The organism is Imbroritus primus, assembly GCF_964332355.1.
Taxonomy (GTDB): domain Bacteria; phylum Pseudomonadota; class Gammaproteobacteria; order Burkholderiales; family Burkholderiaceae; genus Imbroritus; species Imbroritus primus.
Genome location: NZ_OZ201294.1, coordinates 256,490 through 271,879, shown reverse-complemented (window position 1 = coordinate 271,879; position 15,390 = coordinate 256,490). Strand labels below are relative to the sequence as shown.

Genomic DNA, 15,390 nt, shown 5'->3' with positions numbered 1-15,390 from the left:
AGGCATGAAACATGCGAGGCCGGAAGCACCTCGTTCGATGTTTCCATCTTCTCGCCGTCTCCATGCCTGCTGCCATGCGATCCTTGCACGACATCGCCCACTTCTTCGCCTCCCACCGCCTGCGCCTTGCCACCGCCGAATCGTGTACCGCCGGGCTGATTGCCGCGCGCATTGCCGATGTGCCAGGCTGTGGCTCGGTCCTGCAATGCGCAATCGTTGCCTATGCTCCCGCCGTCAAGACCGGCCTGCTCGGCGTTGCGCCTGACCTCATCGCCCGGCACGGACTCACCAGCGAACCTGTGTCATGCGCCATGGCCCGCGGCGTCATGGCGCTGGCCGATGTCACGCTGGCGATTGCCAACACCGGCGTTGCCGACGGCAATGGCGACGGACCGACCCCCGCGGGCACCCAATGCTTCGCCTGGCTGTTCCACCTGGGTGACCAAACCCATGCATTTTCCGAAACCGTCCGCTTCCATGGCACACGCAATACTGTCCGCACCGCGGCCGCGAACTGGGCGCTGTCCCGCGCGGTCGATCACTACCTGACGCTGGACCTGCGGCGCGCCTGACCCGACTGCCCGCTTGCCGGAGCCTGGCAGACGGCAATCACACTGGCATCGTTTTCGCTTTTTTCTGTTTTGTGTCGACCGTCGCGCCGCAAGGCGCGTATCCGGCATGGCGACATGGCATTTTTTGCATCGCCGCGTAAGGATTGCATGAGGCTGCAAGACCATACTGCACGCTTCTGCTTTCCCGCACATGCGCTGCGCCATCACCGCTCCCCGACCCACCCGAACGATTCCGGAGGATCCGCCATGAAACAGCAACCACATGCTTCAAGCAACTCACGCACGACGAACACGACAGGCGCGACACCGCACATCCTGCGCGATGTCATGAGTTCCAAGCCCGCGTACCTGTCGACCGACGAGTCGATCCAGCGGGCCGCGCAACTGATGCAGCAGCTCGATGTCGGGTCCCTGCCGGTATGCGATGGTCGCCGCCTCACAGGCATCGTCACCGACCGCGACATCACGGTGCGCTGTACCGCCGCCGGCCATGATCCTGCCAAGACACGGGTGGGCGACGCCATGTCGAGCGACCCGCTGTGGTGTACCGAGGACGATGCCATCGAGGATGCCTGCCGCAAGATGGCCGAACACCAGGTCCGGCGGATTCCTGTCGTGGACCGCGACCATCAGCTGGTTGGCATGGTCTCGCTCGGCGACCTGGCCGTGAAAAGCGATGACGCCCAAGGCACCAGCGAAGCGCTGAAGGACATCTCGCAACCTTCGCAAGGCATCCACTGAGCTCGAAGCAATGTATCCCGGCCATGGCCTGTGCGGATATGCACCGCCACTGGTCGGGCTTTAACCAACCTGGCTCAATGCACGAGCGATGTCGATGGCATCGGGATACGGCTGGTCCGGCAAGCGTTCCAGTTGAGCCCTCAGGTGGCGCTCAACATTCTGCCGCCGCGCGCAATCGAGAATCGCCTCGCGGGTGGCCGGAAACTGCAGGTCGGGCATCAATTCCTGCAAGGTCTGCCCGCTCGGTGTCGGTGCACGGTCGCCGCGTGCGCCCTCGTGTGCACGTGCGCGGCTCAGTTCATGTCCGGTGTGGACGGGTCGATGGGATGACATGTCACGCTCCTTGAGTGGTAATGGCAAGTCATTGGATCAACGGCGTACGCACCGCCGCTACCCATTGATGACCTCGCCGCCGTTAATGTGCAGAATCTGCCCAGTGATATAACTCGCCGCCTCGGATGCCAGGAACACGAACCCCCCCGCCACCTCTTCCGGTTGGCCCGGACGGCCCATCGGCGTGTCCTTGCCGAAGGTAGCGACATGCTCGGGCGGAAAGGTCGACGGGATCAGCGGAGTCCAGATCGGGCCCGGCGCCACGCCGTTGACACGGATGCCGCGCTCCACCACCTGCAGCGCCAGCGAGCGCGTCCACGCCACGATTGCCCCCTTGGTAGCAGCATAGTCAAGCAAATGCTTGCTGCCACGATAAGCCGTCACCGAAGTGGTATTCAGGATCACGCTGCCGGCAGACATGCCTGGCAATGCCGCCTGCGTGACGTGGAACATCGCAAAGACATTGGTGCGAAATGTTGCCTCCAGCTGGGCCTCGTCGATGTCCTCGAGCGCCTCGCGCGGGTGCTGTTCGGCGGCATTGTTGACCAGGATGTCGATGTGTCCGAAGCTGGCCAGCGTGGTTTCCACCACCGCTTGCGCATGGGCGCGGATGCCGAGATCACCGGGCAGCGGCAGGCATTGCCGCCCCGCCGCTTCTACCAGTCGCGCGGTCTCCTGCGCATCCGCATGTTCTTCCAGATACGCCACCGCCACATCCGCGCCTTCGCGCGCAAAAGCAATGGCCACGGCGCGGCCGATACCGCTGTCGCCCCCGGTGATCAAGGCAGTCTTGCCTGTGAGCAGACCGTGTCCCACATAGTCCCGTGCCCCGCTCTCGGGTTGCGGCTGCATGGCATGTTCGCGGCCGGGCTGCTGTGCCTGGTGCTGGGGTGGCAGTGTGGTCTCTTGTGGCATGGTTCACTCCTTGACGTGCTCGGCAATGGGATCGGCCTGCTGGGGAACTGGCGTCTCCGGGATCGCATCGGCATGCGCCTCCGGCAGGGGGGCGGACGTCGCGCCGGCGATGTTGGCGCCGCTGACCATTTCGCTCAGCCAGTTGAGCAGCAGGGTGCTGTAGGTATGCTGGTGCTTGACGTCGCTCAAGCCATGATCGGCGGCGGCGATCACGCGGTAGGTCAGCGAACGCGCATGGACGAACGCCTCGATATAGCTGTTGACGGCGGCATGCGGCACGATGGAATCTTCCTCGGATTCGATGACCAGGGCATCGCCGCCAAACGCAACGCAGGCCCGCAAGGCACGGTTCGACTGCGGCGGCACCGTGGTGCGGCGATAGGCCACCAGATCCTGCGTGGTGTGCAACTGCAGCTTGGGCAGCTCCCAACCGCGGTCCATGTACAGCGCCGGCGCACGCAGCGCCAGCCAGCGCACTGGCCGGAGGGTGCTTAGGATGGCGGCGAGATAACCGCCATAGCTGCTGCCCACCACCGCCACGCATGCCGGATCCACCATGCGCTGGCTGACCAGTGTGTCGTAAGCGCCAAGTACATCGCTGAGATTGCGCTCACGCGTAACCGTCTCGAATTGGGGCAAGGTACCCGCATGCCCTGTCAGGTCGAAGGTCAGGCAGATGCAGCCGAGCTCGGCGACCTGCCGCGCCCGCGCCAGATACTGCTGGCGGCTGCCACCCCAGCCGTGCACGAACAACACGCCCGGCACCTGCCGGGCCGGCGTCACCAGCGTGCCTTCGATACGCTCGCCATCGGTCGGGATCTGCACCACATAATCATGGCCCGGCATCGGTCTCTACCCTCGCATACTTGAGCAGCGGGCCCACGCTGCCATCGTCTCCGTCGAAATAGATCACGGCATCCCGCGGCACTGGCGTCGACGCAACCGCGCGTCCATAGATCTCGCAAGTCACCGCCCGTACCTGCGCCACCTCCGGGTGTTCGCGCAGGTAGGCGAATGCCGCAAGCTCCGCACCGGTCGCGCCACCCACGCGCCATGACTGTTCAAGCACGCCGCTCTGCCAGACCCCGCCGGCCGTTTCGCCTTGCAGCACGTCATAGTTGCAACGCGATGCGTACAGACCCGGATAGCATTCCTGCGCCGCCTGGTGATAACGGCATGCCTGGACCACGGCGCGCCGTGTCTGCGGGTCGAGCGGCAGGTGCAGCACCGCATCGAAGTCACCCCGCACGACTTGCAGCGACGACCCGCCGTACACCCTGCCGCCCAGATTGTCAGGCGTCAGGCACTGCGTGCCGTGATACGACAGGCAAACGCCTTCCAGAATGATCTGGCCCACACTGCAGGTGCGCACGTGATCCATATCACGTTCCAGCACCACGCCCGTGGTCGCCAGTGTGTCCTCCAGCGGTGCCAGGCAGGCGTCCAGGGCATGGGCGTCCCGGATGACCTGCTGGCCCAGGCCGCCCTTGTCCATGGGCGCCTTGACCCGCACCCGCCCCTCGCGCAGCAGCAGACGCCCTGCGCGGCGCGCATCGGCGACGGCGAAAGCGCTGTAACCTGGCAAGACCACGTCCTCAATCAGCCCACCCATCGTCCGGCACCACCCCGCCGGAGCAGCCGCGTCAGGCGACCACACAGGATGCGTGATCACCTTGGTCGCAACAAAGGCATGCGGCACCACGCCACCGAACAGATCGGGCACGCCTTGGATGCCGAGCGCGGTTGCGACAGCGACCTCGAGCGTATCGAACGGTACGTAATAGGGGCTACCACCTGCCGCGCCGTGTTCCGCACGCCATTGCACGAGATCCTCAGGCGGGTCCTGCAGCCTGCGTCCCAGTAACTGCGCCACCTTCTGCGCGATCCGCTGATGGGTCGCGATCTCGTGACTGGCGGCAGCGCACGCGTCTGGGCGGTATGGCATCACCACGGGCAACCCCAAGCCATGTCCGGGAAGGCGATCGGGCATATCGGTCTCCTGGCGGCACTTGCCGGCATATGACGCGAAACGCATGCCAGCCGTCCCCACCGCGGGCGGCTGGCAGTCTGGCATCGCACGGTGCTGCGTGCGCCTGCTGCGTTCTCCTCGCGCGTCGATAAAAAGGGCGTCGGTCGTGTCAGCCAGGAGACTGTCAAAAACGCACTGTCACACGTAGTTTTTACACAGCCATATCCGGGAACGGCCATATCGGACGCAGCTGTCGAAGGCGCCACATCACGCCCCGCCCCTGGCATGCCATTCGCATCTCCCGCCCGGGCTAGGCGTCGGCGGCCATCCAGGGAACTGCCGCATGGAGTGGCTGCAGCGCGCCGTCCGGGTCCGCAATGCGCCAGTTGTAGCGCCTTGCGGCGCCATGCACATCGCAACGAGCGGAGCGACACGCAATGATTCGAGATCCGATACAAGCCCTGCGCCACGCCAATCCCGCCTGCTGCCCTGGATCACATGCCAGCACCATTGCGTGACGCCGCCGGCGAGGCGCGTGCGGCGGCACAGGACGCCGGGCTTCGCTACATCGACGACACCGTGCCGGGTATCGTGCGCCGCCGTAACGGGGCGCGCGGATTCATCTACCTCGACGATGGCGTGCGGGTACGGCATGCGGCCACGCTAGCGCGTATCCGCAGCCTTGCCTTGCCGCCTGCCTATGAATCCGTGTGGATCTGCCGCGATCCGCGCGGCCATCTGCAGGCCACCGGCATCGATCAGCGCGGCCGCAAGCAGTATCGCTATCACGATGCCTGGATCGCGCTGCGCGAGCGCGACAAGTACGCGCGCCTGCATGCTTTCGGCATGGCGCTGCCACGGCTGCGCACCAAGGTAGCACGGGATCTGCGCGGCCATCCACTGGCGCGGGACACAGTACTGGCGGCCGTGGTCTACCTGCTGGACCAGACCTTGGTGCGCGTGGGCAACCGCCGCTATGCCCGCCAGAACCGCAGCTATGGCATCACCACGCTGCAACGCCGGCACATGAAACTGCACGGCAGCCGGATCCGCATGCAGTTCACCGGCAAGAGCGGCGTGCAGCACGATGTGCTCCTGAGCGACACGCGCGTAGCGCGCATCGTCCGGTCATGCGCCGAGCTGCCTGGGCAGCAGCTTTTCAAGTATTGCGATGCCGATGGTATCGCGCACGAAGTTGGCTCCACCGACGTCAATGCCTACCTGCAATCCATCATGGGTAGCGACTTCACCGCCAAGGACTTCCGGACCTGGGCGGGCAGCGTGCTCGCCCTCGGTTACCTGCGCAAACGGCCGGGTCCGCCTGCCCACGGCCGTGACGCCGCACGCACCATCACCGCCGCGATTCGCGAAGTCGCCCGCCAGCTCCGCAATACCGTGGCGGTATGTAGAAAATGCTATGTGCATCCCGCCGTGCTCTCCGCCTACAGTGGCGGGACGCTCTCCGCATGCGCCCTGCACCGCCGCAGCGGCCTGCGCCAGGACGAACGTCGCCTGCTGACCCTGCTGGGGGACTGGCATGCATCGTGCGAGAACAACTCCGACAACTGACATGAGGAGTCCCGCCATGGCGACACCACCTGGCAAGCGCGATTCATCCGTTCCGGAGGATCCGGCGACTCGGCCGCCCGCGCCGCCCTACCCACGCGAAGCCAATGTACCGGACGAGAACGGTGAGCCGCCCTCGGTAAAACGCGGCGACGATCCGGCCTGGAGCGAACCGCCGGTGGAAAACGAATGAGGTACAGGGCGCGGCACGATGCGCACCACACACCACTTCTGTCGGAAATGTCCGACGCAGCTATCGGAACGTGGGCACTGCCGGAACCCCGATGACCTCAGTAGCCTTGAAACGTGGTCAACGGTGGGTCCGAGATGCCAACCCCACACCATCGATCCATTCACAACAAGGAGAGCAGAATGATGAAGCAATGGCTGACTGCAACAGCATGTGCCGCAATGATCGCCGTTCCCGGTGGCGCCGCGCTGGCACAGATGACACCCGGTGCCAACACGGCTGCACAGCCTGCTGCGGCGAGCGGCTACGATGCCGCGGTCAAGCAGGCTAATGCGAATTACAAGGCGGCGAAGGAAAAATGCAAGGCGCTAAGTTCGAACGCCAAGGACGTCTGCGAAGCCGAAGCCAAGCGCGACCGCGATGTCGCCAAGGCCGAAGCAGAAGCCACCCGTGACGGCACGCCCAAGGCCCAGGCCAAGGTCCAGAAGGAAAAGGCCGATGGCGACTACAAAGTGGCCAAGGAACGCTGCGACGACAAGAAGGGCAACGAGAAGGATGTGTGCGTGAAGGAGGCCAAGGCCGCGCATGAACAGGCCCTCGGCGCCGCCAAGGTAACGAAGGAAAAAGCTAGCGGCTCGTCAGCTGATGTAGCCGAGACCCGTCGCGAGGTCAACAAGGACGTGAGCGATGCGCGCTACAAGGCCGACAAGGAAAAGTGCGATGCCATGTCGGGCGATGCCAAGGACAAGTGCATGAGCGACGTCAAGGCGCGCTACAACAAGTAAAGGCATGTATGTAACGCCCCGGCCGGGCGCTACATCCACTTGACTGCACTGCATGGGAGTCGGCCAGGCCGGTTCCCATGCTTTCATAAAGAGGAGACGCATCATGGCAACTGGAACCATCCTGTTGATCGTTCTGATCGTATTGCTGGTCGCTGCGCTGCCATCGTGGCCTTATAGCTCCGGGTGGGGTTACTGGCCAAGCGGCGGGCTCGGACTGGTCTTGCTGATCATTCTCGTGCTGGTATTGATGGGCCGGCTGTAGTCGCGCGCTTCCCATACCGGACCGCTGCTTCGACGGCTCTTTCAATACCGACCCGACGCTGTCTTCACCGGCTTCGTCGACCAATTTCATGCCGCCATTCCCATGCAATTTCGAACCCTGATTGCCGACCGCCAGGACATCGACGCCGTGCGGCACGCTGCCATGCAGCTCGCGATACGCTGCGGGTTCAGCGAGCGTGCCAGCGAGCGCCTCGATGACACCGTCGCCAGCGCGGCTGCGTGCCTGCTGAGCCGCCTTGGAGACCGTGGCGAATTGCTGATCCGTCCGCTGCGCGAAGAAGTCAGCGGTCTGGCAGCGCCACGCATCGAAGTCCTCGCGCTCGAACGCTATGCCCCTGACGAGGGAGCCGGCCTCGCACTGCTCGCGCCGATCGCCGAAGCGTTCACGCTGCACTGCACGCCGGGGCGAGGGCATATCGCGCGCATGGTGGTGCCGCCCTCGGAACGTTTCAGTCCTGTCGCGGCGGATATCGCGGTCGGCGCCATCTGCGTGCCGCGTGCCCAGGAAGTGACCCGGTGCCAGCCGTGGCATATCGAATTCATGCCACCTGGCGGCTTCAACCTGACCCTGCTGCACGGCTTGGGCCACGGGCCGGACGCCCACCAGCTCACGACGGCCGCGCACCGTGCCGCCGGCGCCTGCGGGGCCGCCACGCCGGCCATCATCGCGGAGCGCGTACGCAGCGCTCTCGGCAGCAACCTGCACGAAGACGTTGCACTCGGCGTCGCCACCCTCGATACGCAGGGCGATCACCTGTGCTTCGCCGGGGGCGGCGGCATCCGTGCCCTGATCGACACCCCCGACACGGAACGCTACGTGCAGCCTTCCGCCAGCCCGAACGGTGTGACCGGCACCGAGATGCAGTGGCCGGCCGGCAGCCTGCTCGTGCTGTACTGCGGCGACCTGGATCAGGACGCCCGGCTACCGGACCGCGAGACGCTCGCGACCCTCCACCCGGCGATCGCGGCCGCCCTGTTGTACCGCGATTTCCTGGCGGCGGATGGCGAAGGCACGGTGGTGGTCTGCCGGCATGAAGCGGCTGCCCGCACCGTTTCGTCCACTACCAGCGCGGCGCAGGATGTCCGCCTTGAGGAAAACTGACATGCACATTACTCCCGAGCCCGACCAGGCGCCGCCACGCCCCGAGATCCCCGAGCCGCCGGTGCCGATTCCGGACACCCACGAACCCGTCAATGATCCGCCGCCAGGCGACGTGCCACCGCCGCCGCCCAAACGCGCGTGATGTGACAGGTAGACGAGAGCAGGATGTCCCGCATCATCTGGCGCGGTGCGATTTCATTCGGCCTGGTCACCATTCCCGTGGTGCTCAAGCCCGCGTCGCACAGCAACACCATCGACCTTGACTGGATCGACCGGCGCGACATGGCGCCGGTCGGGTACCAGCGCATCAACAAACGCACCGGCAAGCCGGTCGAATCGGCGCATATCGCCAAGGGTTACCAGTACAGCAAGGGCGAGTATGTGCTGCTGACCGAAGAGGATTTCATCCAGGCCAATGTCGAGGCCACGCAGACCGTCGATATCGTCAGCTTCGTGCAGGCTGCGGAGATTCCACCCTACTTCTTCGAGACGCCCTACTACCTGGAGCCGGACCGGCATGGTGCCAAAGGCTATGCGCTGCTGCGCGAAACCATGCGCCGTACCGGATATGCCGCGCTGGCGCTGGTGGTGATTCGCGCGCGCCAGCACCTCGCCGCGGTCCTGGTCAGCGATCAGGTCCTGGTCCTCAACACCATGCGTTTTGCCGAGGAGATATTGCCCGTCGACGAACTCGACCTGCCGGCCAGCGGTACGCGCGGCACCGGCGTTACCGCCCGCGAGGTCGGCATGGCGGCCAAGCTGGTGGAAGACATGGCGGAGTCGTGGTCACCCGATCAGTATCACGACACGTACCGCGCCGACCTGATGAAACGCATCGAGCGCCGCATCGCGGCCGGGCAGACCCACACCGTGGCCGACACCCCGCCGGCCGACACCGCGCCGCGCAAGAGTGCCGACATCATCGACATGATGGACCTCATTCGCAGCAGCATCGCACAACGCCAGGGCAAATCCGGCACGCGCACCAAGAGCGCCACGCGCAAGACCGCCACCGCCAAGACCACGTCCAGCAAGCGGCCGCGCAAGGCCGGGGCGGAGAGCACGCGCCGCAAACGGGCGTCGGCGGCATGAGCGCAAAGGACGCGCTGCAGCGCTATCGCGCCCGCCGCGATTTCCACAAGACACCCGAACCGGCGGGCCGGGCGGCGCGCCGCGCGCATGCCGACGGCTGCTATGTCGTACAGCGACATCATGCCAGCCACCTGCACTATGACTTTCGCCTCGAACTCGACGGTGTGCTGAAAAGCTGGGCGGTGCCGAAGGGGCCCAGTCTCGATCCCACTGTGAAGCGGCTGGCGGTGCAGGTCGAAGACCATCCGCTCGGCTATGAGAGCTTCGAGGGCGAAATTCCTGCCGGCCAGTACGGCGCTGGGCAAGTCCGTATCTGGGACCGTGGCACCTGGCAACCGCTAGACGATGCCCATGCCGGGCTGCAGCGGGGTCGCCTGCGCTTTCGCCTGCTTGGCGGGCGACTGGCAGGCGACTGGATACTGGTGCGCACCAGCGGCAAGGACACGCAGTGGCTGTTGCGCAAGACTGCCGACGCCTTTGCCTTGCCCGGGCACGATGCTGAACACGCGCCGGCAGCGCTCGCGGCCCCATCACGCAAGCGGAGACACGCCACCGCTGCGCCCCCGGCGACGCTCGCGCCGCAACTGGCGACCCTGGTCGATGCACCGCCCGAAACGCCGGGCTGGCGCTACGAAATCAAATACGACGGCTACCGCATGCTATGCCGTATCCACGATGGCAAGGCCCAGCTACTGAGCCGCAATGGTCTCGCGTGGGAACATCGCACCCCGGCTCTGGCAGCGCTAGCAGAGGGCCTGGCCCGCGCGCTGCCCGCCGGCGGCTGGCTCGATGGTGAGCTCGTCGTGTTCGATGCGCACGGTCATAGCAGCTTCGGCGCCCTGCAGGCCATGCTCAGCGCCGAAGGACCAGCGGACAGCGATGCCAGCCGTCTGCACTACGTGCTCTTCGACATCCCCTGGTGGGACGGCCGTGACCTGCGATCGTTGCCGCTGTCGCAGCGCCGGGCCGTCCTCGAATCCCTGGCTCCCGCGCTGCCGCCGCACGTCCAGCTGAGTACGGAGCTACCCGGAGACGGCCCAACCGTCTGGGCAGCGGCGTGTGCGCTCCATCTCGAAGGCGTGATTGGCAAGCAGCATGATGCCGCGTATAGCGGCCGGCGCACCACAGCGTGGATCAAGATCAAGTGCCGGCCCCGCGCGGAGTTCGTGATCGGCGGGTGGACCGAACCCAAAGGCCAGCGCATCCATCTTGGCGCGCTGTTGCTCGGCGTATGGGCACGGTCCTCCGGCAAACCCGCCACGCTGCGCTATGTGGGCCGTGTCGGCAGTGGTTTCAGCCGCGCGCAGCTGAGCGCCTTGCACCAGCGGCTCGTACGCGAGCGGCGCGCGCGCAGCCCATTCGCACCGCCACCCCGCCTGGCCGGCGAACAGGTGCACTGGACCCGCCCGGTACTGGTCGCGGAAGTGACCTACACTGGCTGGACCACCGACCGGCTGCTGCGTCAGGCCGCATTTGCCGGCTTGCGCCCCGACAAGGCCGCCAACGAGATCGAGGAGGAAGCGACCATGTCCGCAAGCCAGCTCGCTCAACCCGCCAAGCGCCCCAGGCAAAGCGGACGCAGTTCTGCCTCATCCGCTGATACAGCAGCATGGCACGGGGTGCGCATCACGCATGCCGAGCGCGTGGTGTTTCCCGATGCAGGTTTCACCAAGGGTGAGCTGGCGCGCTACTACGCAGGTGTCGCCGGCTGGATGCTGCCATGGCTGCATGGCCGGCCGCTCTCGCTCATGCGCTGCCCCGAAGGCACGCAGCGTACCTGTTTCTTCCAGAAGCACTGGGCACTTGCGCAAACCCTGCCTGAGGGGCTGATGCGCGTCGATGTGCCGGGCGAAGATGCGCCTTACATCGCGGTACAAAGCGAGGCCGGCATCGTCGCACTGGTACAGCACGGCGTCATCGAGCTGCATCAGTGGGGTGCGACCCTGCCCCGCCTCGACCGGCCCGATCAGATCACTTTCGATCTCGATCCCGATCCGGCGCTGAGCTGGCGCGTCATCGCCGATGCCGCCCGATTGGTGCGCGGGACCCTGGAAGAATTCGAGCTGCCATCGTTCCTGCGCAGCACAGGCGGCAAGGGACTGCACGTGGTCGTGCCGCTGCGGCGTGGTCGCTCGTGGGAGGAGGTCAAGACATTTGCACGGGGACTGGCCCAGCACCTGAGCGGGCTGATGCCGGAGCGTTTCACGGCGTCGATGTCCAAGTCCCGGCGTCATGGGCGTATCTTTATCGATTACCTGCGCAATAGCGCAGGTAATACCGCCATCGTGCCGTACGCGGTGCGCGCCCGCGCTGGCGCCCCCGTCGCCATGCCGCTGGCCTGGAACGCCCTCGACGGCAAAACCGATCTGCGGGGCGCGCACTTCCACATCGGTAACGCTATGCGTCACCTCGAAGAACACGCCGCGCTATGGGACACCTTCAACGCCGCACGCACCACACTCGCGGTACGGCATGTGCGCCTGATGGCCGACGCATGAGCATACCCACGCGCGGCCACCGGCGAACGCCGGCCCTCAATGGGTCGGGCGCTTCACGGGCCCTTTTACGGCGCCCTTCTCAGGCGTTTTCCCAGCGCTTTTTGTTGCGCCTTTCACCGCTCCCTTGGTCGACACGCTGGCGGTTTTCGTCTCGCCATGGCTGGCGTGCGCGGCGCTCTTGTCGGTCTTGCCTGTGCGCTGCGCAGCAGGCGTCGTCCCGACTGGCTGGTTCTCGCTGCCCGGCGAGAGTTTCCAGTCGGTCTTGTCGCGCTCGGTACGCACCCGCTCTTCGGCGTGCATGGCCGCACTCGGCGAAATCGGATCGCTTGCGGGGAACGTCATTTCGAGCGACTCGTCGACGGCCTCTTGATAGGTCGGCGTGTCGTCGTCAACCTTGGGCGGCACATACGGCCGCGTCCGGTTCTTGGCATGCTGCGGAGAAGTCTTGGCTTTGTGCATGTCGGCTCCTTGATCTGGACTTCACAGCGGACAACATCCCCGGCTCCGCGTCAGGCGCAGTCGGTGGATTCCGCCTAGGCAGCGAGGCGGTCCGCCTCCTGCATTACGCAAGTTGCGCGCCAGCCGGCCGAACCTTGCCGCGCAATGGTCCGATGCACGATCAAGCGGGCACGGCATGTAATTCTTACCAGTGTGCAGCATCACTTTCGACATCGGAACGGCAGCTTGCTTCTGCCGTCCAACCTTGCCTACGCTGGAGGCAGCCGCTCCGCCCCAGCGCATGACGATCCGCTCACCCTTCCCGACGCAGGAGCCACGCATGGCCGCGAATACCTCGCCCGTCGCCGCGACCGACAATACCCGCACCTCACTGGCCCGCACGCCGATCCGGCGCGCCTTTCTCGACCATGTGTTCTATACGCAGGCCAAGCTGCCGGGGCTGGCCAACCAGAACGACCTGTTCCAGGCACTCGCGCATACGGTACGCGACCGCATGGTGCAGCGCTGGATCAGCACTGGCGAAAAGCATCTCAGCACACCGGCCCGTACCGTCGCCTACCTGTCGGCGGAATTCCTGCTGGGTCCGCATCTGGGCAACAACCTGCTGAACCTCGGTATCCAGGACGAGGTGCGCGAGGCGATGCGCGAACTCGGGCTGGACCTCGATATGCTACTGGCGCAGGAAGCCGAGCCGGGCCTTGGCAATGGCGGCCTGGGGCGGCTGGCCGCATGCTTCATGGATTCGCTGGCGACGCTGGAGATTCCCGCCATCGGCTACGGCATCCGCTACGAGTACGGCATCTTCCAGCAGAGCATCATCGACGGCATGCAGGTGGAAAACACCGACACCTGGCTGCGCAACGGCAATCCGTGGGAAATCCAGCGCTCCGACTGGGCCGTCGAGGTCAAGCTCGGCGGGCACACCGAGCACTACACCGATGACCGCGGCCACTACCGGGTACGCTGGGTGCCGGGCAAGAGCGTGATGGGTGTGCCTTTCGATTCGCCGATCCTCGGCTACCGCGTCAATACCGTCAACACCTTGCGCCTGTGGCGCGCGGAGGCCACCGAGGCGTTCGATTTCGATGTGTTCAATCGTGGCGATTATCTGGGCGCAGTGAATCGCAAGGTGACCTCGGAGAACCTCACCAAGGTGCTCTACCCGAACGATGAAACCTACCAGGGCAAGGCGTTGCGACTGGAGCAGCAGTACTTTTTCGTCGCCTGCTCGCTGCAGGACATGCTGCGCATCCTCGAGTTGCACCAGATGCCGGTGACGTGCTTTCACGAACAATTCGCCGTGCAGCTCAACGATACCCATCCGGCCATCGGCATTGCTGAGCTGATGCGCCTGCTGGTGGACGAGCATCTGGTACCGTGGGATACGGCCTGGCATGTCACGCGCCATGCCTTCGCCTATACCAATCACACCCTGCTGCCGGAAGCCCTCGAATGCTGGCCACTGGAACTGTTCGAAACCATTCTGCCGCGCCACCTTGAGATCATCTACGAGATCAACACGCGCTTCCTGGAAGAAGTACGCATCCGCGACTACGGGCATGGCGACCGTGCGGCACGGCTCTCGCTGATCGACGAAAGCGGCCCGCGCGCCGTGCGTATGGCGCATCTCGCCTGTGTCGGCAGCCATACCATCAATGGCGTGGCCGACCTGCATGCCAAGCTGATGCGCGAGGACGTGCTGCGCGATTTCAATGCCGTCTGGCCGGAGAAATTCGAAAGCATCACGAATGGCGTCACGCCGCGCCGCTGGCTGGCACTATCGAATCCGCGACTGGCACGGCTGATGACCGATGCCATCGGCGACGGCTGGGTCACTGATCTCGAACAGACGCGCGCGCTGGAGATCCATGCCGACGATGCCGGCTTCCGCGAGCGCTGGCACGCCGCGCACCAGGCCAACAAGGCCGACCTGGCGGTGCTGATCCGCCAGCAGACCGGCGTGGTGGTCGATCCGGCATCGATGTTCGATGTGATGGTCAAGCGCATCCATGAATACAAGCGCCAGCACCTGGCCGTGCTGCACATCATCGCGCTGTATCACCGCATCAAGTCCGATCCGCATGCCGAGATCGTGCCGCGTACCTTTCTCTTCGCCGGCAAGGCCGCGCCAGGCTACCACTACGCCAAACTGATGATCCGCTTCATCACTTCGGTGGCCGACGTGATCAACCGCGATCCCCAGGTACGCGACCGCCTCAAGGTGGCTTTCCTGCCCAACTTCAACGTGGGGTTCGGGCAACGCATCTATCCTGCGGCCGACCTGTCGGAACAGATCTCGCTGGCTGGCAAGGAAGCCTCGGGCACCGGCAACATGAAGTTCGCCATGAATGGCGCATTGAACATCGGCACACTTGACGGCGCCAACATCGAACTGCGCGATGCCATCGGCGCCGAACAGTTCTTCGCCTTTGGCCTGACCGCGGCTGAGGTCGCCGCCCTGCGCGCCGATGGCTATCGTCCGGCGGCCTACTACGCGCGCAATCCGGAACTGCGCGCGGTCATCGACCTGGTGCAGCAGGGCTTTTTCTCGAGGGGCGATCCGACCCTGTTCGAACCGATCGCAGGCAACCTGCTGCAGCACGATCCTTATCTGCTGCTGGCCGATTTCGACTCGTATGTCACGGCGCAGGGGCAAACGTCGGCTGCCTTCCTCGATCAGGCAGCGTGGCAGCGCATGTCGATCCTGTCCGTGGCGCGCTCGGGCTATTTTTCATCGGACCGGGCGATCCGCGAGTACTGCGCACGCATCTGGCATGTCAAGCCGGTACCCGTGCCGTTGCTGCGTGACGCCGAGCAGTCGGCTACGGCTCAACGCGAATGGGGCCGCCCGCGTGCCATGGCACCGAGCGACGCAGCCTAACCTGG

General features: G+C 65.2%; 16 protein-coding genes. 11 read left to right on the top strand and 5 right to left on the bottom strand.

The features are described from left to right. The first annotated feature begins 74 nt into the window (after positions 1 to 74). On the top strand, positions 75 to 572 hold the full coding sequence (locus tag ACQ3C8_RS16185) for a CinA family protein (RefSeq protein WP_428853164.1): 498 nt from the start codon (positions 75 to 77) through the stop codon (positions 570 to 572). Between the two features lie 246 nt (positions 573 to 818). Further along, positions 819 to 1,313, top strand: coding sequence for a CBS domain-containing protein (locus ACQ3C8_RS16180; RefSeq protein WP_428853163.1), 495 nt, complete (start codon positions 819 to 821; stop codon positions 1,311 to 1,313). 60 nt (positions 1,314 to 1,373) lie between these two features. On the opposite strand, the gene ACQ3C8_RS16175 is transcribed toward ACQ3C8_RS16180, so the two are convergent. The 4 genes from ACQ3C8_RS16175 to ACQ3C8_RS16160 are packed head-to-tail and all read right to left on the bottom strand — an operon-like array spanning position 1,374 to position 4,551. After that, a complete protein-coding gene (locus ACQ3C8_RS16175) occupies positions 1,374 to 1,646 on the bottom strand; it encodes a DUF2795 domain-containing protein (protein WP_428853162.1) in 273 nt (90 codons plus the stop codon). Between the two features lie 57 nt (positions 1,647 to 1,703). Next, complete coding sequence (locus ACQ3C8_RS16170; RefSeq protein WP_428853161.1) at positions 1,704 to 2,561, bottom strand: SDR family oxidoreductase; 858 nt, start codon at positions 2,559 to 2,561, stop codon at positions 1,704 to 1,706. A 3-nt stretch (positions 2,562 to 2,564) separates the two neighbouring features. Beyond that, positions 2,565 to 3,407: an alpha/beta hydrolase family protein gene (locus ACQ3C8_RS16165; RefSeq protein ID WP_428853160.1), complete on the bottom strand. Its 843-nt coding sequence runs from the start codon at positions 3,405 to 3,407 to the stop codon at positions 2,565 to 2,567. Next, a complete protein-coding gene (locus ACQ3C8_RS16160) occupies positions 3,394 to 4,551 on the bottom strand; it encodes a DUF3182 family protein (RefSeq protein ID WP_428853159.1) in 1,158 nt (385 codons plus the stop codon). Before ACQ3C8_RS16160 ends, ACQ3C8_RS16165 begins: the two co-directional genes overlap by 14 nt. 477 nt (positions 4,552 to 5,028) lie before the next feature. On the opposite strand from ACQ3C8_RS16160, the gene ACQ3C8_RS16155 reads away from it, so the two are divergent. The 8 genes from ACQ3C8_RS16155 (at position 5,029) to ligD (ending at position 12,045) form a co-directional block, all read left to right on the top strand. Beyond that, a complete protein-coding gene (locus ACQ3C8_RS16155) occupies positions 5,029 to 6,099 on the top strand; it encodes a DNA topoisomerase IB (protein WP_428853158.1) in 1,071 nt (356 codons plus the stop codon). A gap of 16 nt (positions 6,100 to 6,115) precedes the next feature. Further along, positions 6,116 to 6,289: a hypothetical protein gene (locus tag ACQ3C8_RS16150; protein WP_009523538.1), complete on the top strand. Its 174-nt coding sequence runs from the start codon at positions 6,116 to 6,118 to the stop codon at positions 6,287 to 6,289. 179 nt (positions 6,290 to 6,468) lie between these two features. Continuing rightward, complete coding sequence (locus ACQ3C8_RS16145; RefSeq protein ID WP_037030620.1) at positions 6,469 to 7,071, top strand: hypothetical protein; 603 nt, start codon at positions 6,469 to 6,471, stop codon at positions 7,069 to 7,071. A gap of 103 nt (positions 7,072 to 7,174) precedes the next feature. Then, entirely contained in the window at positions 7,175 to 7,333 is a 159-nt protein-coding gene (locus ACQ3C8_RS16140) for a DUF3309 family protein (protein WP_009523536.1), read from the top strand. 102 nt (positions 7,334 to 7,435) lie between these two features. Beyond that, entirely contained in the window at positions 7,436 to 8,455 is a 1,020-nt protein-coding gene (locus ACQ3C8_RS16135; RefSeq protein WP_428853157.1) for a hypothetical protein, read from the top strand. A gap of 1 nt (position 8,456) precedes the next feature. Beyond that, positions 8,457 to 8,597 carry a hypothetical protein gene (locus ACQ3C8_RS16130; protein WP_009523534.1) on the top strand — a complete coding sequence of 47 codons (141 nt, stop codon included), beginning with the start codon at positions 8,457 to 8,459 and terminating at the stop codon, positions 8,595 to 8,597. 23 nt (positions 8,598 to 8,620) lie between these two features. Then, on the top strand, positions 8,621 to 9,547 hold the full coding sequence (locus ACQ3C8_RS16125; RefSeq protein ID WP_428853156.1) for a Ku protein: 927 nt from the start codon (positions 8,621 to 8,623) through the stop codon (positions 9,545 to 9,547). Further along, on the top strand, positions 9,544 to 12,045 hold the full coding sequence (gene ligD / locus ACQ3C8_RS16120; RefSeq protein ID WP_428853155.1) for a DNA ligase D: 2,502 nt from the start codon (positions 9,544 to 9,546) through the stop codon (positions 12,043 to 12,045). The genes ACQ3C8_RS16125 and ligD overlap by 4 nt, the downstream gene beginning before the upstream one ends. A gap of 36 nt (positions 12,046 to 12,081) precedes the next feature. On the opposite strand, the gene ACQ3C8_RS16115 is transcribed toward ligD, so the two are convergent. Next, entirely contained in the window at positions 12,082 to 12,504 is a 423-nt protein-coding gene (locus ACQ3C8_RS16115) for a hypothetical protein (RefSeq protein WP_428853154.1), read from the bottom strand. Between the two features lie 319 nt (positions 12,505 to 12,823). On the opposite strand from ACQ3C8_RS16115, the gene ACQ3C8_RS16110 reads away from it, so the two are divergent. Beyond that, a complete protein-coding gene (locus ACQ3C8_RS16110; RefSeq protein WP_428853153.1) occupies positions 12,824 to 15,385 on the top strand; it encodes a glycogen/starch/alpha-glucan phosphorylase in 2,562 nt (853 codons plus the stop codon). The last annotated feature ends 5 nt before the right edge of the window (positions 15,386 to 15,390 follow it).

What these genes read in the sequence shown, in the direction of transcription:
- ACQ3C8_RS16185 (WP_428853164.1), top strand. Translation starts at nt 75, where the DNA reads ATGCGATCCTTGCACGACATCGCCCACTTCTTCGCCTCCCACCGCCTG.
- ACQ3C8_RS16180 (WP_428853163.1), top strand. Translation starts at nt 819, where the DNA reads ATGAAACAGCAACCACATGCTTCAAGCAACTCACGCACGACGAACACG.
- ACQ3C8_RS16175 (WP_428853162.1), bottom strand. Translation starts at nt 1,646, where the DNA reads ATGTCATCCCATCGACCCGTCCACACCGGACATGAACTGAGCCGCGCA.
- ACQ3C8_RS16170 (WP_428853161.1), bottom strand. Translation starts at nt 2,561, where the DNA reads ATGCCACAAGAGACCACACTGCCACCCCAGCACCAGGCACAGCAGCCC.
- ACQ3C8_RS16165 (WP_428853160.1), bottom strand. Translation starts at nt 3,407, where the DNA reads ATGCCGGGCCATGATTATGTGGTGCAGATCCCGACCGATGGCGAGCGT.
- ACQ3C8_RS16160 (WP_428853159.1), bottom strand. Translation starts at nt 4,551, where the DNA reads ATGCCCGATCGCCTTCCCGGACATGGCTTGGGGTTGCCCGTGGTGATG.
- ACQ3C8_RS16155 (WP_428853158.1), top strand. Translation starts at nt 5,029, where the DNA reads ATGCCAGCACCATTGCGTGACGCCGCCGGCGAGGCGCGTGCGGCGGCA.
- ACQ3C8_RS16150 (WP_009523538.1), top strand. Translation starts at nt 6,116, where the DNA reads ATGGCGACACCACCTGGCAAGCGCGATTCATCCGTTCCGGAGGATCCG.
- ACQ3C8_RS16145 (WP_037030620.1), top strand. Translation starts at nt 6,469, where the DNA reads ATGATGAAGCAATGGCTGACTGCAACAGCATGTGCCGCAATGATCGCC.
- ACQ3C8_RS16140 (WP_009523536.1), top strand. Translation starts at nt 7,175, where the DNA reads ATGGCAACTGGAACCATCCTGTTGATCGTTCTGATCGTATTGCTGGTC.
- ACQ3C8_RS16135 (WP_428853157.1), top strand. Translation starts at nt 7,436, where the DNA reads ATGCAATTTCGAACCCTGATTGCCGACCGCCAGGACATCGACGCCGTG.
- ACQ3C8_RS16130 (WP_009523534.1), top strand. Translation starts at nt 8,457, where the DNA reads ATGCACATTACTCCCGAGCCCGACCAGGCGCCGCCACGCCCCGAGATC.
- ACQ3C8_RS16125 (WP_428853156.1), top strand. Translation starts at nt 8,621, where the DNA reads ATGTCCCGCATCATCTGGCGCGGTGCGATTTCATTCGGCCTGGTCACC.
- ligD (WP_428853155.1), top strand. Translation starts at nt 9,544, where the DNA reads ATGAGCGCAAAGGACGCGCTGCAGCGCTATCGCGCCCGCCGCGATTTC.
- ACQ3C8_RS16115 (WP_428853154.1), bottom strand. Translation starts at nt 12,504, where the DNA reads ATGCACAAAGCCAAGACTTCTCCGCAGCATGCCAAGAACCGGACGCGG.
- ACQ3C8_RS16110 (WP_428853153.1), top strand. Translation starts at nt 12,824, where the DNA reads ATGGCCGCGAATACCTCGCCCGTCGCCGCGACCGACAATACCCGCACC.